This is a genomic window from Archangium lipolyticum (assembly GCF_024623785.1).
GTDB classification, from domain to species: Bacteria; Myxococcota; Myxococcia; order Myxococcales; family Myxococcaceae; genus Archangium; species Archangium lipolyticum.
The window spans coordinates 110075-131530 of record NZ_JANKBZ010000032.1 but is presented as its reverse complement, the minus strand read 5'-3'; the positions used below and the strand labels follow the sequence as shown (position 1 = coordinate 131530).

Annotated in this window: 20 protein-coding genes; 10 read left to right on the top strand and 10 right to left on the bottom strand. The window is 67.4% G+C overall.

Going from position 1 to position 21456, the window contains the following annotated elements:
- Nucleotides 1-133: 133 nt before the first annotated feature.
- Nucleotides 134-553 (bottom strand): hypothetical protein, encoded by a 420-nt coding sequence (locus NR810_RS42205; RefSeq protein ID WP_257461004.1) that lies wholly within the window; start codon nucleotides 551-553, stop codon nucleotides 134-136.
- Nucleotides 554-850: 297 nt separating this feature from the next.
- Between NR810_RS42205 and NR810_RS42200 the strand changes: the two genes are divergently transcribed.
- Nucleotides 851-1903, top strand: coding sequence for a DUF5694 domain-containing protein (locus NR810_RS42200; RefSeq protein WP_257461002.1), 1053 nt, complete (start codon nucleotides 851-853; stop codon nucleotides 1901-1903).
- 384 nt (nucleotides 1904-2287) lie between these two features.
- Here NR810_RS42200 and NR810_RS42195 read toward each other — a convergent pair whose 3' ends face one another.
- From NR810_RS42195 to NR810_RS42160, 8 genes are all read right to left on the bottom strand, one after another.
- On the bottom strand, nucleotides 2288-3454 hold the full coding sequence (locus tag NR810_RS42195) for a class I SAM-dependent methyltransferase (RefSeq protein ID WP_257460999.1): 1167 nt from the start codon (nucleotides 3452-3454) through the stop codon (nucleotides 2288-2290).
- A 221-nt stretch (nucleotides 3455-3675) separates the two neighbouring features.
- Nucleotides 3676-5472, bottom strand: a complete 1797-nt coding sequence (locus NR810_RS42190; protein ID WP_257460997.1) for a methyl-accepting chemotaxis protein — start codon at nucleotides 5470-5472, stop codon at nucleotides 3676-3678.
- Nucleotides 5473-5689: 217 nt separating this feature from the next.
- A complete protein-coding gene (locus NR810_RS42185; RefSeq protein WP_257460995.1) occupies nucleotides 5690-5917 on the bottom strand; it encodes a hypothetical protein in 228 nt (75 codons plus the stop codon).
- 344 nt (nucleotides 5918-6261) lie between these two features.
- The gene (locus NR810_RS42180; RefSeq protein WP_257460992.1) at nucleotides 6262-7074 is read right to left on the bottom strand and encodes a hypothetical protein; all 813 of its coding nucleotides are present in this window, start codon (nucleotides 7072-7074) and stop codon (nucleotides 6262-6264) included.
- Entirely contained in the window at nucleotides 7071-7325 is a 255-nt protein-coding gene (locus NR810_RS42175; protein ID WP_257460991.1) for a hypothetical protein, read from the bottom strand. Before NR810_RS42175 ends, NR810_RS42180 begins: the two co-directional genes overlap by 4 nt.
- Nucleotides 7326-8006: 681 nt before the next feature.
- Nucleotides 8007-10760, bottom strand: a complete 2754-nt coding sequence (locus NR810_RS42170; RefSeq protein WP_257460989.1) for a hypothetical protein — start codon at nucleotides 10758-10760, stop codon at nucleotides 8007-8009.
- 70 nt (nucleotides 10761-10830) lie between these two features.
- On the bottom strand, nucleotides 10831-11910 hold the full coding sequence (locus tag NR810_RS42165; RefSeq protein WP_257460988.1) for a DUF3616 domain-containing protein: 1080 nt from the start codon (nucleotides 11908-11910) through the stop codon (nucleotides 10831-10833).
- A gap of 176 nt (nucleotides 11911-12086) precedes the next feature.
- Entirely contained in the window at nucleotides 12087-13229 is a 1143-nt protein-coding gene (locus tag NR810_RS42160; protein ID WP_257460987.1) for a serine hydrolase domain-containing protein, read from the bottom strand.
- 115 nt (nucleotides 13230-13344) lie between these two features.
- Between NR810_RS42160 and NR810_RS42155 the strand changes: the two genes are divergently transcribed.
- From NR810_RS42155 to NR810_RS42130, 6 genes are all read left to right on the top strand, one after another.
- Complete coding sequence (locus tag NR810_RS42155; RefSeq protein ID WP_407653882.1) at nucleotides 13345-13716, top strand: type II toxin-antitoxin system PemK/MazF family toxin; 372 nt, start codon at nucleotides 13345-13347, stop codon at nucleotides 13714-13716.
- 136 nt (nucleotides 13717-13852) lie between these two features.
- Nucleotides 13853-14851, top strand: coding sequence for a DNA/RNA non-specific endonuclease (locus NR810_RS42150; RefSeq protein WP_257460983.1), 999 nt, complete (start codon nucleotides 13853-13855; stop codon nucleotides 14849-14851).
- Between the two features lie 3 nt (nucleotides 14852-14854).
- Nucleotides 14855-15490 carry a hypothetical protein gene (locus NR810_RS42145; RefSeq protein ID WP_257460982.1) on the top strand — a complete coding sequence of 212 codons (636 nt, stop codon included), beginning with the start codon at nucleotides 14855-14857 and terminating at the stop codon, nucleotides 15488-15490.
- Nucleotides 15491-15643: 153 nt separating this feature from the next.
- Nucleotides 15644-16381 (top strand): hypothetical protein, encoded by a 738-nt coding sequence (locus NR810_RS42140; protein ID WP_257460980.1) that lies wholly within the window; start codon nucleotides 15644-15646, stop codon nucleotides 16379-16381.
- Nucleotides 16382-16473: 92 nt separating this feature from the next.
- Complete coding sequence (locus NR810_RS42135; protein WP_306818976.1) at nucleotides 16474-16821, top strand: DUF2381 family protein; 348 nt, start codon at nucleotides 16474-16476, stop codon at nucleotides 16819-16821.
- A 456-nt stretch (nucleotides 16822-17277) separates the two neighbouring features.
- Nucleotides 17278-17430: a hypothetical protein gene (locus NR810_RS42130; RefSeq protein WP_257460979.1), complete on the top strand. Its 153-nt coding sequence runs from the start codon at nucleotides 17278-17280 to the stop codon at nucleotides 17428-17430.
- A gap of 132 nt (nucleotides 17431-17562) precedes the next feature.
- On the opposite strand, the gene NR810_RS42125 is transcribed toward NR810_RS42130, so the two are convergent.
- The gene (locus tag NR810_RS42125) at nucleotides 17563-18105 is read right to left on the bottom strand and encodes a hypothetical protein (protein WP_257460978.1); all 543 of its coding nucleotides are present in this window, start codon (nucleotides 18103-18105) and stop codon (nucleotides 17563-17565) included.
- A gap of 196 nt (nucleotides 18106-18301) precedes the next feature.
- Here NR810_RS42125 and NR810_RS42120 point away from each other — a divergent pair, with 196 nt between their 5' ends.
- The 3 genes from NR810_RS42120 to NR810_RS42110 all read left to right on the top strand — a co-directional run bounded on the left by NR810_RS42120 (nucleotide 18302) and on the right by NR810_RS42110 (nucleotide 21333).
- A complete protein-coding gene (locus NR810_RS42120; protein WP_257460976.1) occupies nucleotides 18302-19003 on the top strand; it encodes a DUF4336 domain-containing protein in 702 nt (233 codons plus the stop codon).
- A 97-nt stretch (nucleotides 19004-19100) separates the two neighbouring features.
- Nucleotides 19101-19775, top strand: a complete 675-nt coding sequence (locus NR810_RS42115; protein ID WP_257460975.1) for a spermine/spermidine synthase domain-containing protein — start codon at nucleotides 19101-19103, stop codon at nucleotides 19773-19775.
- 112 nt (nucleotides 19776-19887) lie between these two features.
- Nucleotides 19888-21333, top strand: coding sequence for an MATE family efflux transporter (locus tag NR810_RS42110; protein WP_257460974.1), 1446 nt, complete (start codon nucleotides 19888-19890; stop codon nucleotides 21331-21333).
- Nucleotides 21334-21456 lie beyond the last annotated feature (123 nt).

The window sequence follows — 21456 nt, the reverse complement described above, 5'->3', positions numbered from 1 at the left end:
CTCCCCGAGTCGTGGGCCCAGCAGCAGGCTCAGCAGCGATAGGCTTGTCGGTGTGCCGTCCATCACGCGGCCACCGTGCCATGCTCCTCGGTGGCCGACACCCTGGGCTGGACCGGATGCTTACCCTCCAACCCTACTGCTCGCGGCCCTGCACCACGAGCGCGGACTGTCCGGACACGATGGAGTGCGCCGGGGACGGAGCGTGCCGCATGCGCCCGCTGCCGGCCGCGGCCGTGGGCGAGGAGTGCACGCCGGAACAGACCTTCTGCGCCGGCCCCACGCTCTGAGCCAGCCTGTCCGGGGAGCCGCTCCGGTGCCGGAGCATCTGCGCCGTGGACAGCGACTGCCCGGGTACGGCCTGCGTCCTGATGGAGGACAGGCGAGGCGTGTGCGGGGACACGCCGTTGCCGCCCGCGCCGGAGCAGCCGGGAGGGGGAGGAACGGGCGGCGGGTGCTCCACCGCGAGTGGGGCGGACTTCTCCGCCCTGCTGCTCGGGCTGCTGCTGCGGGCGCTCGGGAGGCGCGGGAGGGTGCGGGCCGATATCGAGCGCACCCCAGCGGGGGCCCTCACATACGCCAGCACCTTTCGCCTGCCTCCACACCGCGGACAGGCGAAGCCCGTCCAGTGCGAACGTCCTGCGCAGCAGCCCGGCCCAATCCACCCGCGCCGTCCTCTGCTTCCTCGGCTCCTCCACCGTCGCGGCCACGCAAAGGCTCTCCTTCTGTGGGCCCGCCTCCGTCCCGCTCGAGGGAGCAAACGCCGAGGGGAAGAATTGAAAATGGCACCATTGGCCGTCATAGTTTCCATTGCAAAAGCTGACAAATCATTCGACACAAGGAAAAATACGACATGAGCAAATGGACAAAGTGGGCTTGGGCATGGATCGCGGCATTGCCGTTCGCAGCGCAGGCGCAGGTCGACCTGGCGGCGCTCGATCGCGACATGGTCGGGCCGCGGGCGCAAGTACTGGTGCTGGGCACCGTGCACTTGCGCGGCATGCCGAAAGGCTTCAATCCGGCATCGCTGGACGGAGTGATGGACCGGCTGGCGGCGTTCAAGCCCGACATCATCACAGTTGAGGAAGAGTCCGGCGAGGAATGCGATCTCGCTGCGCGCCATCCCGCCAGGTACGGCCCCGATTACTGCGCCCCGACTGACGCGGCGAAAGCGGCCACCGGGCTGGACGTGCCCGCCGCCCTCGCCGAAGTGGACAAGACGCTCAAGGCCTGGCCGGCGCAGCCGGCGCCGGCGCAGCGGCGGCGCCTGGCCGCGCTGTTCCTGGCGGCAAACGACCCCGCCTCGGCCTATGTGCAGTGGCTGCAGTTGCCAAAAACCGAGCGCCGTGCCGGCGACAGCCTGGATGCGTCACTGGTGGAGAACCTCCGCCGAATCGCGACGATCAACGACGAAAACTACCAGCTGGCCGCACGCCTGGCCGCGCGCCTGGGTCTGCAGAGGGTGTACGCGGTGGACAACCATACCGGCGACCGCATGGATGTCTCGGACATCAAGGCTCTCGTGCGTTCGATCGAAGCGGCGTGGGCCGCAGGCGGCACGGGGATGGGCGAACTTGAAAAGCGGGAGCAACTGCTGTCGCAAGCTTCAGACCTGCTGCCGCTGTACCGCTACATCAACGAGCCGAAAAGCCTGCGGGTGCTTGCCGAGACCAACGTCAGCGCGGCCATGCGCGCAAAGTCGCCGGAAGGCTACCCGCAGATGTGGGTCGCCGGCTGGGAAATCCGTAACCTGCGGATGGTCGCCAATATCCGCGAAACGTTCCGGGAACGCCCCGGCGCGCGCGTGCTGTCCATTGTCGGTTCCTCGCACAAGCCGTGGTTCGACGCCTGGCTCGGCCAGTTGCAGGGTGTGGATATCGTCGACGTGGCGGCCGTGCTGAAGTGACGCGGTCGCGCGGCTCCGGCAGGTCGATGACCACCTGGCCCTCTTCATTGAAGGCGAGCACATGACCGTAGGACGGGGGAAGTGGCCACAGGGCTCGCGGCAATCGCAGCACCACTTTGCGGAAGAACGGCTTGTCTGAGAGCGCATCAACAGCGGCAACGCGAGGCCTGGTGACAGCGTCAGCGGTTGCTGAGCTGGTGTCTGACGAATGCGAGAGCGTGGACTGCCTGAGCCCATCATCCAGCGCCACTACGGATTCTATTGCGACCTTCGAGACCTGGCGAACGCCCAGGTACTGGGCCTCGCAGTGTGCTGCCACGCCGATGACCCTGGCCACGCTCGCGCTCGTCCTGGACAGTGGGGGTTGGACCCGGAGGCCGGACGCTACGCGGAACGCTTGAGCGGCAGGTCTCGCTCGCCCAGATTCACGCCGCTCAGCCACCGCATGCGGTTGAATCCGTCCAGGTTCTTGTTCGCCACCACCTGGAAACAGGTGGAGCTGCCCTGCGCCGCGATGTGCACGGACCAGCCCAGGAACACCTGCCACAGGCGGAACCACCACTCGCCGTAGGTCTTCACCACCTGCTCGCGGTGGGCCATCCAGTTGTCGTACCAGCGCGAGATGGTGAGCGAATAGTGGATGCCCACGTTCTCCACGCTGTGAATCTCGAACCCGGCCTTCTCCATGTTCTCCACCACGAAGCTCAGGGGCATGGAGGCGTCCGCGCCGGGGAAGATGTACTTGTTCATGAACAGGCCCCACACCAGGTCCTCCATGTGGAAGCCCAGGTGGCCCTTCTTCGCGCGCAGGCCGGCGATCTGCAGATAGAAGAGCCCATCATTCGCGAGCAGGCCGTACACCTGTTGCATGAACGCCTGGAACTTGCGCACCCCCACGTGCTCGGCCATTTCCAGACAGGAAATCTTGTCGAACGTCTGGTTCGGGATGTCCCGGTAGTCCTTGTTCAGGATGCGGGCGGTGGCACTCTGACCCATCCGGGCAATCTGCGCGTTGCCGTATTCGGTGCCCTTCTCCGCGATGGTGATGCCGGTGGCATCCACGCCGTAGTCCCTGGCCGCATGGGCCACCAGGGTTCCCCAGCCACAGCCGATGTCCAGGTAGCGCTCGCCGCGTTCGAGCTGCAGCTTCTCGCAGACCAGTTTCATCTTCCGGTCCTGCGCCTCCTCCAGCGTGTCCTCCGGGGACTGGAAGAAGCCGGAGGTGTAGATCATCCGAGGCCCGAGGAACCAGCTGAAGAAGTCGTTCCCGCGGTCGTAGTGCGCCTTGCCAATGCGCTCGTCCTGCGCGCGGGAGTGGATGAGCACCTCCGGCAGGAAGTGGGAGAACAGGAACTTGAAGTGGTCACCCACGAAGCTGTACTCGGCGACCTGGACGCGCTCCCGGATGAAGTCCCGGAAGTCGCCAGGGATGTCCACCCGTTCGTGGATGTAGTCCTCGATCAGGTGCGTGATGGGGGTCTTGCCGTGCTGGTAGCGCGCGGCGACAGACGGATGACGGACGAGGATTTTGGACGCTGCGGACTGCGTCATGAACCTGATCTCCAGAAGGATGGGATGTCGCCCGGGCCATGAGCCCGTGTGCGTTCAAAACCGGTGGCGGTTTTTTCTGTCACCGCGTCCGTTCTCGACCGGGTCCTCACCGGAGAGCAGCTCTCCCCGCGGCGGAACCCAGGGCGGCACGAGGCCCAGGCAGGCGTCAGACGACTTCCCAGATTCCCGCCGCCTCCAATAGAGGTTGCCATGGCACGCGCCTAGAAACGGGTGAAGTCGCGCAAGGGGGGTGCACCCGGCGTCGGGGCAGGCGCGGACTCGGCGGACACGGTGGACACGGCGCGCGCCAGCATCTCCGTGGCGGGCGCTCCGGGCAGCCGTGGCGCCTGTCTCTGCTGCACCTGCCGCAGCATCAGGCCCCCGTCGCCCATTCCATGGATGCGGAAGAAGGACATGAGCTGCTGGAGTGCCTGCGCCTGCGCGCTCAGCTCCTCCGCCGTGCTCGCCAGCTCCTCCGCCGCGGACGCGTTGCGCTGCGTCACCTGGTCCACCTGCTCCATCGCCTTGTTCATCTGCATCAGGCCCGAGGCCTGCTCCTTGGACGCCGCGCTCACCTCCTGCACCAGCTCCGCCGTCTTCCGGATGGATGGCACCAGTTCCTTGAGCAGCACCCCCGAGCGCTCGGCGATCTTCACGCTGCTGCTGGCCAGGCTACCAATCTCCTTGGCCGCCTTCTGGCTACGCTCGGCCAGCTTGCGCACCTCGGTGGCCACCACCGCGAAGCCCCTGCCATGCTCGCCCGCGCGCGCCGCCTCCACCGCCGCGTTCAGCGCCAGCAGGTTCGTCTGGTAGGCGATCTCCTCCACGATGGAGATCTTCTCCGCGATGGCCGTCATCGCCTGCACGGTTTCCGCCACCGCCGCGCCGCTCTCGGCGGCATCTTGGGCTCCCTTGGTGGCCATCTGGTCCGTCAGCCGGCTGTTCTCCGCGTTCTGGGTGATGGTGCTGCCGATCTGCTCCAGCGTGGCGCTCGTCTCTTCCACCGAGGCGGCCTGGCTGTTCGTGCCTTGCGACAGCGACTGCGACGTGGCCGACACCTGCGAGGCCGCCGAGGACAGCGCCACGGCCCCCGCCCGCACCTCACCGATCATCCCGCCCAGCTTCTGCACCATGGAGCCGAAGGCCCGCCCCAGCGTGTCGTTCTCCGAGCGCGGTATCACCTGCACGGTCATGTCACCGGCCGCCAGGGACTCGGCCACCCGCGTCATGTTCCGCAGCGAGCGGATCATCTCCTGCATCCCCGCCAGCATCTGTCCCGTCTCGTCTCGGCCGCGCGCCTGCACCTCCGCCGTCAGGTCTCCCTGCGCCAGCCGGCCCATCGCCGCCACCGCCTCGTTGATGGGGAGCACGATGCCGCGGCTCAGCAGCAGTGCCAGCACCACCGCCAGCACCACCCCCATCCCTCCACCCATCATCAGGGTGCGGTACATGGCCTCTTCCAGCGCGTTGGAGGTCCGCGAGCGCTGCTCCAGCAGCCGCAACTCCTCGTTGGAGAGCTGCGCCATCCCCTCGCGCATTCCGTCCATGAACTGCTTGCCCCGGGCGGTCCCCACGAAGCCCACCACCTCGTCCAACGGCACGTCGCCACTCGTGGCCTTGCGGCGCAGCTCGACGAGGGGCTCCACCTCATGCGACAGCCAGCGCTGGTAGTCCTCGCGCAGCATCTGCAGGCGCTCTTGTTGCCGGGGGTTGTCCGTCGTCAGCTCCCGGGCCCGGGCGAAGTGCTGGGTGAAGCCCGCCTTGCCGGACTGCAGGGGCTCGAGGAACTTCTCATCCCCCGTGATGGCGAACCCCCGCAGCCCCGTCTCCATGTCGACGAGCGACTTCATGGTGCCGTTGATCTCCTGGAGTACCTCGTAGGAGTGCTTGTCCCAGCGGTTCGCTTCCGAGAGCTTCTCGAAGCTCGAATAGGAGATGCCTACCACCAGCAGCAGGACCGCGATCATCGAGCCGAAGGCGAGGTACAGCTTCTTTCCGATTCCGACGTCTTGGAGCATGGGACCATCCTTGGAGGAGGAGGGAACAGGCCGCGGCGGACAGCACACGCGGCTTGGGTGATGCCCAGCAGGTAGAGCGTGACGGCGTTGTCTTCGAGAGGGGTGCGGCGCCTCGTGCGTCAGCATCGCGGCGAAGACGTCCATCAGACAACCGCCCCCCTCCCGGCATGGATGCACGGAGAGGAGGGCGGTGCGGATGAGTCGGGTCTTCTGTTGCTTACTGAACGGGATTGAACGGTGCACCGCTGCCGGAGCGCACGGTGCGGCTGGAGGTGACGGGCAAGGGCAACACGCTCTCGTCGTCCGCGGGCACGACGACCTCGACGGCAACCTCCTCACCGTGGGCGAGCGCATCCACGAGGCCGCCATCGTGGATGGCTCGCTGGCCAAGAACCCAGAGCGCATTTCCCAGGTTGAACTGGGTCGTGGCCCACTCCTGGGTCATGCATCAGAACCGGCCGTAGATGGCGAGCACGCCGGAGCTGAAGTGAGCGACGTTCAGGCCCCCCTGTGGGAGGCAGGCGGGCCGCGCACTATCACCCTTGGGAACGTCACATTCCCGGCGAGCCAGAAGAAGGAACCTTGAGCCCTGCCATTTTCGGCGCTGACGTAGCTCAAGCTGAGACATAGAGCAGAAGTGCGATGCACGCTCGGAAACGCATGATTACGTCCTCCGGTCAGGCCAGGACCTATTGAGTCCTGGTGGGGCCGTTCGGAGTATGCCGGGGCGCTCCGACAGCGACACACGAGCACGCATCCCGGAAAGGCTCAGCTTTCCGGGATGGACAATCACCTGCTCCGCGTCTTCTCTTGCTCTGCGATTCTCTCCTGCTCCCTCCGCCAGTCTTCCAGGATGGAGATGGGGTGTAGCGAGCGGTAATCGATCTTCTTGTGATACACTGCGAGATGGTATTCGCCCGCGATCCGCACGAAAACCGACAGGGGCGGAGCAGAGTGACTCTTCCACCAGGCCGCTGCCTCCGCATCGGTGTCGAACGAGGCCACCGGGGCAGGCAACCCGCGTGACGTGACGGCCTCGATGAATCGTTCCAGTGCGTAATCGCGTCGGAGGGCACGAACGCCCCTCTCGCGAGAATAGAAGACCTCCAGATATTCATTCCCCACCAGGATATATGCGCTGCTGGGCGGCTCGGGGAGGTTTCTCAACCAGGTCTCCGCCTCGTCGCGCGTGTCGAATCGGGCGATGACTGGAGGAGGGTTACGGTAGAAGGTCTTCAGGTAGTCGTGAAATTCCTCGCATTGGCCTGTTGAAGCAATGAATTCGAGCTGAGCCCTGGCGACCTGGATGAGATTCTTCTTCTCCGCGGATCGCAGGGTGTCGCGAATTCGAGCGAGAGTCTGCCAGGCCTCGCTGGCCTCCTCGCCATTCTCGCCACGCCAGGAGGCTCTCACATCGACAGCACGGTCCGCCGAGGGGCGTGCGAGATAGTCCTCGAAGCGATAGATCTGGCCTGTTCGCCAGATGAAGAAGCCTGCCTCTTTCAGGAGACGGTATGACTTGGAGTCGCCGGGTGGTCGGAGCTTCTGCCACTGGTCGGTAACCAGTGCTTCCGATGCGGAGAGCAGTTTGGAGATCGTCACGGTGTCTCCGGCGTCAGCTCGAACCCCAAAGGGTTGCCCGAGGAAGCCACCAGCACGACCGGTACGAAGACGAGCGCAGCCCCACCTGAAGCGCCGACCACGGCGATGAAGGCGGCGCCGGCAATGATGATGACCGTACCGGCCAGGATCTTGGTTCGATGTCGCCTGACCCAATCAACTGCGGTGTCCATGGCTTCGAATCGCACAGGACTGGCCTCCGCCTGTGCAAGGCACATGGCGAGTTGCTTCATGCATGCCTCCGGGCAGTACCGCTTCTTCCCGGTCCTCCACTGACCATACTGACTTGAATCGTATACATACTTATCGACCTGGAGGATCCTGGTGCTTGCAAGGCAGGTGGGGACGCAGACCTCGTATTGATGGTGACACTCCTGGTCCGTGAACACGACCTGTTCAAGCCGCCCATGGAAACCGTCGACGTGCACCTGCCTCGGGTACATCGTCAGATCGAAGTCCCTGAGGGGCTTCCAGGAGTGAGTCACCCGTCCATCGGACGTCTCCTCAACGACAAGTACGTACCTGGACAGATCACGTACCCCAGTGGGACCGGGGATCGGGGATCGAGCTGCACTACAGGAAACAAGGAGCAGGCCGAGCAATGAAGCGCCAAACCTCTGCGGAATAGAAGGTTTATTCATGGAGGGAGTTGTTGGTGAATGTAGCGCCTTCAGGCTCAAGAGGCCCTCACGTCTTCAGGCTTCCGTGAACCGGGCAGGATTGATTCAAAGACCCGGTACATCCGGTGCCCCACATTCCATGAACCACGGCCACAGGGCGGCCGTCATCGCCCACGAGCGCAGGCGCGTAGGCGATGAGGGTCATTTTTTTGCTTGTCCGTCATCTCAACATCAGTCCATGGGCTCGATGAAGCCCCTGAGATCCGTACTCCTGGGGCCAGCAAGGCAGCGCCGCTATTGCGGAACGATGGAGAACGCGACATCCGGCATGTCGATGCCGGGCCCGCGGATGCGCAGCCTGCCCTCCACCCGGGTGATGCCCTGGTTGGACGGATCCACCTGCGTGACCGAGCCCACCACCTCCGAGGCATCCGCCACGCTGCTCCCGAAGAGCGGCATCGCGAAGGGCTGCACCCGCCACCGGTCCCCATCCAGCCGCGACCAGACCTGCTGACGCTGCTGGCGGCCCGAGCCCTGGGGAAGGACCGTCAGGGTGAGCCCACCCGGACGGGAGGCCTCGGCCTTCTCGAGCACGAAGTCCACGGGCGTGGTGCCCCCGCGCCCCGGAACCTGGACCGTCATGCGCATCGTCCGGGGCCAGGTGCCCGCGGCCGGCTTCGCGACGGTGAACTCGCTCCCAAACTCGCCCCAGAGCGAGCCTCCAGAGAGGAACGGCAGGCCCGGCAGCACCCGGAAGCGGTAGCGGGCCCCCTGCGCCAGTGGCGCCGCCGGCACGAACGTGAGCCGTCCGCCTTGGACCTCCACCGCGCCGGACACGCGATTGCCGAGCGCGTCCTCCAGCACCACGTACTCCGCCGCCACCTCGGCGGCCGTCTTCTGGGTGTCATCCACCGGATCCGCGAAGGCCACGGACGGGCGCACGTCCGGGTAGACACCTTCGTCGCTGTCGATGTCCGGCCAGATGCCCAGGGGAGCCCCACCCTTCGGCGTCAGCTCGCGCAGGAACGCCAGGAGATCCGCGCGCTCCTCGGCGCTGAGCGACACCTTCACGTAGTCGATCGCCACATCCAGGGCGGCCTCCAGGCTCCGGGCCTTCGCACCCACGAAGTAGATGCCGTGGCGGTAGGTGCCCAGGAGCGTGGGGATGTCGGCCGGCTCACCGGACTTGCCCTGCGTGACATAACCGCGCGACGTGTACAGCGGCGGCATGTGGCAACCCGAGCAGGCGACCTTGCCCTCGAAGAGCGCCTGTCCGCGCAGGGCCGCCTCGGTGTAGCTGCCATCCAGCCGGGTGTGGCCCGTGGCCCTGGGAGCGCCGAGCAGCGAGCCCAGGAAGGCCTGGAGTCCGAGCGCCTCCTCGGGCGTGGCCGCACGCGACACGATGGACGCGGGCCCCTGGTAGCCGAAGTTGTCGGAGCTGGAGACGTAGGCGCCCCACTCCAGCGGCGTGGTGGCGTCCAGCAACTGCAGCGGCCGGACGTTGTGCCAGATGGATGGTCCGAAGCGCCACACCATGCCGTCGTTCTGCGTCTCCACATGACAGCTCGAGCAGGAGTGGTTCGCCGCGAAGCCCCCACCGGGCCGGGTGAAGACGCGCTCGCCGAGCGCCACGCTCGCCGGACGCGGATCCTCCGCGAGCTTCACCTTCTGCACTACCGTCCCGTCCGCGCGCAGCACCCACAGCTCGAAGCTCTGGTAGCAGTGGACGGCCACCGTGCCCGCGGCATCCAGCGCCACCAACTGCCGGGCCCCCGGGCCCACCGCGACCCGGGCCTTCTCGGCGAGCGTGTTCCGGTCGAGCGCCACCACCACCTCCGAGGACTCGGAGGAGACCCACAGCGTGTCCCCTACCGCGAGCACCCCGGCGGGATTGACCACGGGGCCGCCAGAGCCGGCCTGGCGCGTCAAATCGGCGCGCCGCAGCACGCCCGGCACCACCGCGTCCGCATCCACCACCACCACCTCGTGCACGAAGGGCTTCGCCGTGGCGTCCGCCTGCGAGGGCTCGGGGTCTCCATCGGTCGCGGCGACATACAGTTCGGTACCGTCCTCGGAGAGCGCCAGGGCCCGCAGATCGGCTGACACACCGTCCACGGTGGCGATCGTCGTCAGCGACGCGGTGTCGACGACCGAGATGTCCTTGTCGTCCCCCGGCCCGTACGTGCCGCGCGTGTCCTTGACGCGGTTGCCGGAGCGGTACGAGGCCACGAAGAGCCGCCGGCCATCCGGGGAGAGCGCCAGGGCCCGGGGATCGAACCCCACCTCCACCTGCGCCACGACCTCGCGCACCGCGAGGTCCACCACCGCCACCCGGCGCTGCGTGGCCAGCGACACGTACAACCGCCGGGCGTCCGGCGAGAGGGCCAGACCGGAGGGCTCGTCCCCCACCCAGAGGGAGTCCACGAGCACGCCGCGCGCCCTGTCGATGAAGCCCACGGTGTCGCCGCCGCGCTGGGCGACGAGCACATACGGCAGCGGCTCGCGCCAGGCCAGCGCCGAGGGCCACGCGCCCACGGTCACCTCGCCCTGCTGGCTCCAAGACGTGCCGTCCACCCGCGCGAGACGGCTCACCGTGTAGGACGCACCGTTCGCGATCCACAGCTCCTCCCCGACCCGCACCACGCCGGACAGGGGCGTCAGGGAGTGGTTGCGGAAGCGCTCGGCCGGAGAACGGGCCACGACGTGGAGCGGCACCTCGGAGTTGCGCAGCTCGCCCAGCCGGAGGACGTAGTCGCCGGGCAGGTCCGGAGTGAAGCGCGGCTCGGGAGCGCCCCGCGTGTAGGCGGTGTTGCGGCTGCCCTCGGGCGCGGAGACGACCTGCCACTCCAGGGTGGAGGGACACCGCGCGTCCTGCTTCAGCCGGGGCAGGTAGAAGGTCTCGCCCAGGGTATGGGCGCGCGGGTTCTGCAGCGGGAGCGGCGCCTCGGTGCAGACCGGCTCCGGGCCCGGTTGCGGCTCGTCACGGCACGCACTGGCCGACAGCAGCACCGACGCGGAACAAAAGAGGAGGAAATGATTGGCTCGCATGGGGCCCCTGGATAAAGGCCCCACCCCTCACGAGCAACGTTCTCGAGCTCGCGGCGACCTCGCCGAGACCTCAGAGCCGGAACACGTCCGCGAGCACACCCTCCGGCCCGTAGCGGCGCTGCGGCGAGGGCGTATCGTAGACGACGAGCACGGAGTCGTTCGGCGCGAACCAGGAGAACACGGCCACGCCCTCGGCGTTGTCGTCCCTGCTCCCGTTCTTCAAGTCGAAGAGCGGCTCCAGCACCCCCTGCGCCTGCGTGTGGAGCGTGTCTCCCGAGAGCAGCAGGCCCTTGTGCAGCCGGAACAACCGGATGGGGCCATCCACTGGCATGGTGGGCCCCGCGAGGATGAGCAGATCCTCCCCGTGGCGGCACAGCTCGCGGATGCCCAGGCCATCCAGGTCCAGGAAGTGCTTGTAATAGGGGTGGCCCTTCTTCGTCCGCCGGGGCGCGAGCAGGCCGTTGCCCACCTCCTCCACCTCCATTTGCAGGATGACGGCGTAGCCCCGCAGCACGGGGCCCCGGAGCCCGAGGAAGACCCGGTCCCCGTGGACGGCGAGCCCCTCGATGTCCAGCCCATTGTCCTTGCTGGGGATGGCCAGGGCCCCATCCGGATCGTCCGGCGAGGCCGGCGCGAGGAAGGGCCCCAGGTGGGCGTCCTGGCGCAGCAGCTCCACCAGCACGTTCACCCCCGAGTCCTCCCGGCCCTCCGCGCGCATGAGCTTCGCCGGGCGGGCCGAGCCCGACGCATTCGCGGGCAGCGGCACCCGGGCGAGCAGGAAGCGCCAGGGCTGGTGCTCCACGGTGGCCAGGCGCTCCAGGTCCTTCACCATCGCCTTGCCCTTGGGCTTCTTCCGCTTCGCGCTGTGCGAGCCCACGAACCACAGGTGCCCGTCCTGGAAGTCCAGCGCCTCGATATCCACCTCCTCGTGGACCTCCTCCCCGAGCAGATCCGCCATGACGAAGTGCCGGTGCTCGCCGAAGACGCGCGGGTTCACCGGGGAGAAGCGCTCGAGCGAGTGGTGCTCGTCCGAGGCCACCCAGAGGCCGCCATCCGCGGAGAACACCGCCGCGGAGAGATCCTCATGAATCTCCTCCTTGCCGGCGTCGAACCGCAGCAGGACACGACCGAGGAGCGGGGCATGCAGCATGGAAGTCCTCCGGATAGGAAGCCTTCCCCTTAAGCATGCCCCTTGGACGGGGCAATGGCGGACACCAGGATGCGTGGGAGGCACGGCCTCCACCTGTTCTGGCGCCAACCTCGGACCCGCCCCGGGCCCGGGCTCCGGCGGAGTCTCCACCGGCGCGTTTCTTCATGGGTGGCGCCCTACTTCCCCAGCGCGGAGGTGAGCACGAAGCGGCCGCACAGCTCGAGGGCCAAGGAGGACTCCGGCTCGTTGTAGAAGCTGCCGGTGAACACGGCCACCAGGTTCAACGAAGGGAAGACGAAGAGGTACTGGCCCCCGTTTCCCCGCGCGAAGTAGGCATCCACCGGCGTGCCGGCGATGCCAAACGTGTTGACCCACCAGAGGTAGCCGTACTTCGAGTCGCCCAGCGGGTGGCTGCCGGTGGTGGACTCCTTTACCCAGGCCTCGGGGACGAGCTGCTCACCCCGCCACCGGCCCCCCTCCAGCATCACCTGGCCCAGCCTGGCGAAGTCCCGGGGGCGCAGGTGCAGGTGGCCTCCGGTGTCGGTGCGCCCGCCGTCGGCCTCCTGCCACTCGCTCCGGGTGATACCCAGCGGCTCGAAGAGGTGGCGGCGCGCGAACTCGGGGAACGGCACCCCGGCGGCATCCTCCACCAGCGCGCCCAGCACCACCACGCCCCCGGTGCAGTATGCGCTGGACTGGCCGGGCTCCTCCGCCATCGGCAGATCGACGATGAACTTCACCCAGTCCCGCGAGTCGTACATCCGCTCTTCCTTGCCGGGAGAGTCCTCCTGCCAGTCGTTGCACGAGAGCCCGGTGCGCATCTGCAACAGGTGGAGCAGCGCCAGCCGCTCCTTGCGCTCATCCACGTTCTTCACGGGCGCGTACCTGCCCAGCAGGGGCAGCACGGGGGTGTCCACGCCGGGCAGCAGCTTCTGCTCCAGGGCGATGCCTGTGAGCATCGAGGTGATGCTCTTGGTGGCCGAGCGCAGGTCGTGCAGCTTGTCGCGGCTGAAGCCGTTCCAATAGCGCTCGTAGACGAGCTTGCCGTTGCGGGCGATGAGCAATGAGTCCGGCGCGGGGTAGTCGCCGGCCTCCAGCTTGCGCTCCAGCTCCGCTAGCCGCTCGGGGTTCATGCCCTCGGCTTGAAGCGAGGAGACAGCCCACCCGTCATCGAGCGGATCGGGCGGGCTGCCAGGGCCCTCCATCCGGAGTCCACCACAGGCCACCACGCCGCACGCGAGAACCCAGAGCAGCAGGCGGCGGTCACGGGACCTCCGCAGGGCAGTCAGATCGATCAGCATCCGGTGAGGTAATGACAAGGAGCTCCAGAATGTCCAGCTCGGGACGAGAACCCCCGTCCCGGCGCCCCCCGGCACGAGCTGGTATAGACTCGCTCTAGCCAGAGCGCACATGACGACGGACACAAAACAGCCAATGGGCACACGTCCAACGAGGATCAACCGCGGTGACGTGTTCTGGATGGCGCCAGATGACTCGCGAGGGCCTGTCCCGAGCTACTCCCATCCCCACGTGGTGGTTCAGGACGACGTCTTCAATCACTCGCGCATCACGACCGTGGTCGTGTGCGCATTGACGTCGAACCTGCACCGGGCGAACGAGCCGGGGAATGTCCTGCTGGAAGTGGGAGAGGGAAACCTTCCCAGGCAGAGCGTCGTGGTCGTGTCGCAGATCTCCTCGGTCGACAAGGCCCGCTTGGGTGAACGGATCGGCTCGCTGTCCGACACGCGGGTGGATCAGATTCTGGCCGGCCTTCGATTCCAGCAGGTGTCGTTCTTCGAGCGGTAGCGAACGGCGGATGGTCCGCGCCGACGAACCTCCGTCCTGTCCGCAAGGAAATCACCCCGGAGTGCGAGGCATCTTCACATCTGGAGTCGAGTGGCTAGCGTGCCCTCTCCCATAGCAGCATCCCCAGGAGAGGGGCATGTCTCACAATCCTCATCGCCTTGGCGTCCTCGCATGTATCGCATGGCTGTTGACGGCCTGTGTCGCACAGAAACCCTCGATCCAGCCGGGACCTCCCCTGGGAGCGCCACCGCCGGAGGAGAGCCAGGACGAGGCATCGGACTACGATGATGACTTCATCGTCGACAAACGCCGGGCGCAGTTCACGAAGTTCGGGCAAGCCGAAGCCGGTTTCACCCCGGAGCAGGAGCGGCGAATCGAAGCGAACTGCCCCTTCGGCCTGCCTCGGGCGCTGAAGGCCTGGGAGCACGGGCCCACGCGATACGTCATTCGTGAGGGCTACGTCCTCCAGCACAGTGGAAGCGACAAGCTTCCACTCTGGGTCTGCGAGGGGGTGGAGCGGGCCCAGCTGGAGGGAAACCTGCCGCGGCCCGGTCAGGGGGCTTTCAAGCCGGATCCGGAGCTGCCCAAGGGTGAGCGTGCGGAGCTCGCTGACTACAAGGGCTCCGGCTACAGCCGCGGGCACATGGCTCCCGCCGGCAACCAGACCGTGGACCAGCAACGCAAGACGGAGACCTTCTATCTCTCGAACATGGTCCCCCAACTTCAGGTGCACAATGGGGGGATCTGGTCCACGCTCGAGAACACGGCTCGTCAATGGGCACAGGACCGGGGCAAGGCCTACATCATCACCGGACCGATGTTCTACGACCCCGCGGAGGAGGATCCCAACACGGCGGATGGCTTCGTCGACGTGTACCGGATCGGCGCGAATGCACTGCCGGTCCCCACCCACTTCTTCAAGATCGTCGTCGCCCAGAATGCCAGCGGGCAGTGGGAGGCCATCGCCTTCGTCCAAGAGCATAGGGGCTACGACAAGCCCTATGATTCGCAGTTGCCTCAGACCATTCAATCCGTCGACTGGATCGAGGAGCGCGCGGGGTTCGATTTCATGCCCGACCTCGAGGACGAACAGCAGCAGGCGCTCGAGGCCTCCCCGTCGCCCATGTGGCAGTGAGCGATGCCCACCCTCCACAATCACCGAGGTGCCTTCCGCCCCCTGCGGGGCGGAACGGCGGTGGTCAATCCCCAGGTCAAGCACCCGGGAACGTTGGGGTTCGTGGCGGTGGACGAGGTCGATCCGACCCAGCGATTCCTCGTCAGCAGCTATCACGTGCTCGTGCGACTGCAGGGGCAGCCCGGTGTCGAAGGCGAACCCATCTTCCAGCCCTCCAATCAGGGACAGAGCTCCGAGGTCGCCTTCGTGGATCTGTCACGGGCGGACCCGAGACTGGATTGTGCGGCGGCCAGGGTCGCCGACAACATCCAGGCAAGCCGGGGCATCCTGGGGCTCGGGCAGCCCGGAACGCCGCGGCTGGCGCAGGTGGGAATGCGGGTGGTCAAGTCCGGGCTCTCCACGGGAGTCACCGAGGGGGTGGTGAAGGCTGTCAGCGGCGACCTCGTGCGGCTGGAGCCACCCGAGGGCTTTCCCGAGGACTATGAGCTCTCGGACGCGGGGGACTCGGGTGCCCTCTGGCTGGAGATTCAGACGCGGACCCCCGTGGCGCTCCATGTCCGAGGCAACCCCGATGGGCCGGAGTGGGCCGAGGGCATCGCCATCCAACAGGTCCTCCATGCACTGAGACTCCGCATGTGAAGTGGGCTCCCCTCCGCGGTGTCCGGAGTTGGAGTGTCCGGGTCCGGAAGCGTTCCACCTATCCGTTCCTTTTCTCGCGAAATGCCCCGGAAGCACCGAAGCCCGCTCCCGCCGCCTCGCAATGAGCGGGCGGAATCGGCATATGAACAGGGCATGACCGAGCCGACGTCGCGCCCCGTTTCAAAGAACGACCTGCCTCCCCTGCCAGGCCGCGTGGCCTTCCTCGCCGTCGCCTCCGGGCTGACGCCGCTCATCCCGGTGCCGTTCCTGGACGACTATGCCCTGCGCCAGACGCGCGAGGGCATGGTCCGGCAGATCCTCCGGGAGCACGGCCTGCCCACGCCGGACCCGGCCGTGCAGGTGCTCGCCGGCTCCCACATGAGCACCTCCCTGGGCGGCGCGGTGAAGGGCTTCCTCAAGGGCGTGCTGCTGTTCCCCGTGCGGAAGATCTTCCGGAAGGTCTTCTTCGTCCTCTGGGTGAAGGACTGCGTGGACCTGGCCTCGCTGTCCCTGCACCACGGCTTCCTGCTCACCCACGCGGTGGAGCGCGGGGACCTGGACCCAGCCTCGCTGACCGGAGACACGCCGCGGAAGGTATACGACGCCATCGTCGCCGCCTGCGCGGAGGTGGACTCGCGCCCCATCAACCAGATCCTCCGCCGGCTCTTCGCCAGCAGCCGCATGCTGATGGCCGAGGCCGCCCGCGCCTTCTTCAACCCGAAGAATCCGGGCCCGCGCACGCCCGAGGCGGAGGGGAGCGCCGAGGTGAAGTCGCTGACGGACCGGCTGCTCGCTGAGCTCTGGGAGGAGCGCGGGTATTTCGCCGCCCTGCAGGCGCACTACGACAAGCACCTGAAGGCCGGCCCGGCGCAAGCCGCCTCGAAGCGCTGAGCCCGCGGAGGTCGAGTAGCCGTTCCGTCGAAGTGAAACAGGGCCCTCCCGGGTACAACATCTGCTAGGGTGAACCGGAGAGGTCACCCCTCCTGACACTACCATCTCCCCTACTCCAGGTCCTTCTCGCCCTGTCCCTGGCGACGCCCTCGGCGGCCCAGACCCGGCCCTCCGTCCGCGAGCACCAGGAGCGGCAAATCGTCATACCCAGCAGCCCGGACGAGCCGGTGCCCGAGGTGAGGATAGCGGCCAACACCCTCACCCTCTTCCGCTTCGACGCCACCATCGATCGGGCCTCGGTGGAAGTGGAGGGGCGGACGACGCGCTTCCGGGTGGTGGACGCCTTGGAGGCGGCGCTGGCGGAGAAGGAGGCGGCACTCGCGGCACTCCAATCCGTCTCCGCCGGCCCAGCCGCCCGAAACGGCCCGCGAGGCTCCTGAGGAGGCTCCGCAGCAGCAGAGGACCCCGACGGCTGCTCCTGGCCATCCCCGGCGCGCAAGGTGGCCCCGGGTCCTCCTCGTGGGTTTGACCGTAGTCGGCCTTGTCTTGTGGCTGGCACGCTCCACACTCACGCCCCCACCCGAGGCGCTCCAGCCTGGGTCTGGCCAGTCCGAGAAAGGAAGCCCGCCCGTGTCCACCACTTCCCCCCTCCACCTCCTCGAGTTTCCTCGCCGCCTGGCTGTGCGCCGTCGTCGGCTTCGGCTGCCCCGCCGTCCAGGTGAGGCCCCCGGAGCCCGAGGACTGCCCCAAGGAGGCGGCCGAGGCCATGGCCCAGGAGCTGAAGATTCAGGATGTCAGCACTCTTCGGGCCGTCGTGGACATCAACCAGCCCGGCGACCCCAGCGAGGCAGGTGTCTACCAGGACGGACCCGTCATCGGACGCATCACGGAGGGAGATGGAGTCCTGCCCGAGGGGACGCTGCTCCACGGCCGCCTCTGTCGTGCTGGGGGACACGGACGGGAGGGTGGCCAAGGTGAAGGGCTCCAAGCCCGGCGCCGCCGTGCTGGCGCGTGAGCTGCCGGTGAGCGCCGTCTGGCGTTGGCCTTAGAATGCCTATACCTGCCAGAAGCACCCGGACTACGGGCTCAGGACCTGCACCTGGTCGCCGCTATCATAAGCTGGCAACAGGGCCAGGGGGTTGGCGTGTTCCCCAGCGCCTCGTTTTTTCTACCGCCCGGGCTCAATACTTGTCGGGCAGCCCGTTGGGACGGAGATCGTCGCAGGCCTCCTGGGCAGAGTTGTAGCGCCCGCTCATGGCCCCCGCGATTCCATGCCTGTTGGCGGCCATGTCGCTTTTGTAGGCCTCGAAGCTGCTCTTGCCCCGGATGGCGTCGGTGATTTCCCGCAGGGAGTCCATCTGCATCGCGGTGGTCGCCCCCAGGTAGCCCCGGCTCGCGGCCTCGTAGTTCGCCTTGCAGTGGAAGTAGCCGTCCGCGCCGATGACGTTGGCGGCCTTCATGTCCTGGTAGTTTCGCGCGAAGTCCGAGATGGCCCCGAACGGCGCCGTCGCGGCCGAGAACATGTCGGAGAAGAAGCCCGCGACCGGGTTCTTCGCGGCCTCCTCGGCCTTCTTGGCGGCCTCCGCAGCCTTCGCCTTCTCGGCGGCAGCTGCCTTCGCCGCGGCATCCGCCTTCGCCGCGGCATCCGCCTTCGCCGCGGCATCCGCTGCCCTGCCGGCGGAATCAGCACCTCCAGAGCCTCCTGCGCCTCCAACACCGCTCATGGCAACCTCCCAATAAAAACGGGTTAAAACGGCAGGTAGGTAATGTACGCCAACGTCGGTGCCCTGGTGCCAAGGACTGGAGGTCCTTTCCAGCGAGTGTGTCAAACCCGACTTTCGCCATTTTGAGGAGATCAGGCGAGTCAGGGGCGCGCGGGAGGGGTTGCGAACATCGCCGTCCCCAGGAGGCTCCGTCGCCGTGTCCGAAAGCCCGCTGACACCGTTCGCCGAAGGGATCTGGTTGAGCGCCGCGCCCGTGCGCGTTCTCGGGATGCACCTCACCTCCACGATGACGGTGATCCGTCTCGGTGACGGGAGCCTGCTCCTCCATTCGCCGGTGGCGATGACACCGGAGCGACGCGCGGCCGTCGAAGCGCTCGGACGCGTCGCACATCTCTACGCTCCGAACCTGCACCACCACCTCCGGATCGGAGACTGGGCACGCGCGTTTCCTGAGGCCCGGGTTCACGCTCCGCCCGGAATGAGCAGAAAACGTCCGGATCTGCGCATCGATCGGGTCCATGGCGAAGTAGCCGAGCCCGCTTTCGCCGGAACAGTCGAGGAGGTGGCCATCGACGGCTTCTGGTTGAAGGAGACCGTGCTCGTACACGGACCCGCGCGGACGCTGGTGGTCGCGGACCTCGTGCACAACATCGGTCGGCCGGAGCATCGGTGGACCCGGCTCTACACACGGCTCATGGGCTTCCATGACCGCGTCGCCCTGAGCCGGATGATTCGCTGGACGGCGTTCTCCGATCGAGCCGCCGCACGCAGGAGTCTCGAAGCCGTGCTGGCGCATCCGTTCGATCGAATCGTCTTCGGACACGGAGCTCCGCTCGAGGAGGGCAGTCGCGCTGCGCTCGCGCAGGCCTACGCGTGGTTGTTGCCGTCCACGGCGTAGCGACGCGCGACGGAACGAAAAAGGCCTATCGCCGCGCGGAGACCAGCAGGAACTGATGACGGTTTCGTGGTTGGAATGCGGCTATGGTGACGGAACGATGAAGCCGTGGAAGGTGATTGATCGGGCGCCCGCTCCGGGCGGTGGTGAGCTGGTGCTGCACCAGCGCGGCGAGGAGTTCGCCATCCGTGCGAACGGCCGCGAGCTCATGTCCAGCCGTCAGCATGGCTCCGAGGAGAAAATGGCCGAGGTGGCCTGCACGGGACTCGCCGGGAAGCGGCCCAGGGTGCTCGTCGGCGGCCTGGGGCTGGGCTACACGGTCCGGGCCGCGCTGGAGCGGCTTCCTCCCTCCGCCGAGGTGGTCGTCTCCGAACTGGTGCCCGCCGTCATCGAGTGGAACCGGGGCGTCCTCGCCCCACTGGCCGGGCGGCCGCTCGAGGATCCTCGCGTCAAGGTGGAGGCCCGGGACGTGGGAGAGCTGCTCCGCCAGGCAGAGGGCCACTACGACGCCGTGCTGCTGGACGTGGACAATGGCCCCGAGGCGCTCACCCAGGAAGCCAACCGCTGGCTCTATGGCGAGCGCGGGCTGGGTGCCATCCGGCGTGCGCTGAAGCCTCGCGGCCTGGTGGTGGTGTGGTCCGCCTCGCCGGACCCCGCCTTCGCCAACCGGCTCAAGCGGGCGGGGTTCGATACCGAGGTGGTGGAGACGCCCGCCCGCTCCAAGGGCGGCGGGCCCATGCATACGCTGTTCGTCGGGCGCGTCCGGGCCTCGTAAGGCTCCAGTCCTGGCGACCGGGCGACCCTCGCCCGGCCGTGGATGAAAAACGCGGTTGGACCCGTTCCCTGGCGTCCCTCACACCCATACGGGCCCCTCCGCCTTTCATTCCATGTCGCAGCCCTCCACACCCGAGCTCCTCACGTCCGCCGCCTCCCCGTCCATCGAGGAAGGCAGGGGCTGGCTCCCCGTGCTGTGGGACGCCCTGCGCGGCGCCAGGCACGACCTCACCGCCGGCTCCGTGGATCGCGCCTTCCTGCTGCTCTCGGTGCCCATGGTGCTGGAGATGGTGATGGAGTCCATCTTCGCCCTGGTGGACGTCTTCTTCGTCTCGCGACTGGGCGCGGAGGCCGTGGCCACCGTGGGCATGACGGAGTCCATGCTCACGTTCGTCCAGACGCTGCCCATGGGCCTGTCCATCGGCGCCACCGCCCTGGTGGCCCGGCGCATCGGGGAGAAGGATCCGGAGCGCGCCGCGAGCGCGGCCATGCAGTCCCTGTGGCTCGGACTGTTGCTCGCCCTGCCCGTGGCGGTGGGGGGCATCCTGTTCGCCCGCCCGCTGCTGTCGGCCCTGGGTGCCTCGCCCTGGGTGGTGGAGCACGGCGCTTCCTACACACGCGTGATGCTGGGCAGCACCCTCGTCCTCACGCTGCTCTTCCTCATCAGCGCCATCCTCCGCGGCGCGGGGGACGCGGCCACCTCCATGCGCGCGCTGTGGCTGGCCAACGCCCTCAACATCGTACTCGCCCCCTGTCTCATCTTCGGCCTGGGCCCCCTGCCCGAGCTGGGCGTGCTCGGCGCGGCGGTGGCCACCACCTTCGGGCGCTCCGTGGGCGTGCTCTACCAGCTCCATGGGCTGGTGCGCGGCAGCGGCCGGCTCGTCATCCGGCGACGCCACCTGCGGCTGGAGCCCGCCACCCTGCTCTCCCTGCTGCGGCTGTCGGGCAGCGCCCTCGTCCAATCCCTGCTGATCATGTCCAGCTGGCTGGTGTTGATGCGCCTCGTCTCCAGCTTCGGCAGCGCGGCGATGGCCGGCTACACCATCGCCATGCGCATCCTCCTCTTCGCCCAGCAGCCCTCCTGGGGCATGAGCCACGCCGCGGGCACCCTGGTGGGCCAGAGTCTGGGTGCCAGGGATCCGGAGCGGGCCGAGCGCGCGGCGTGGCGGGCGAGCTTCCACACCCTGCTGCTGCTCGGCGCGATGGCGCTCGGCTTCCTGGTGTTCGCCGATCCGCTCGTGCGCGCCTTCACCTCGGAGGCCGAGGTGGTGCTGCATGCCACGCGCTGCCTGCGAATCGTGAGCTGCAGCATGGTCTTCTACGCCTTTGGTACGGTCCTCCCGCATGCCTTCAATGGCGCGGGGGACACCACCACGCCCACCATCATCAACCTGCTCTGCTCCTGGATGTTGCAGCTGCCCCTGGCCTACGTCCTCTCCAAGACGTTGGGGCTCGGCCCCTCTGGCGTCTTCCTGGCCATCGCCCTCGGCTATTGCGCGCTCGGCACGCTGAGCGCCGTCTTCTTCCGGCGCGGACGGTGGAAGGCTCGCGCCCTCTAGCGCACCCAATCCCTCACAGTGCCCGGAGCCCGTCGCGAAACATACTCGCGATGGGCTCTTTTTCCATCTGCGGACGGATATCCTGCCCTTCAGGACATTCGGGTTTCCCCGACTTGAAGGCCT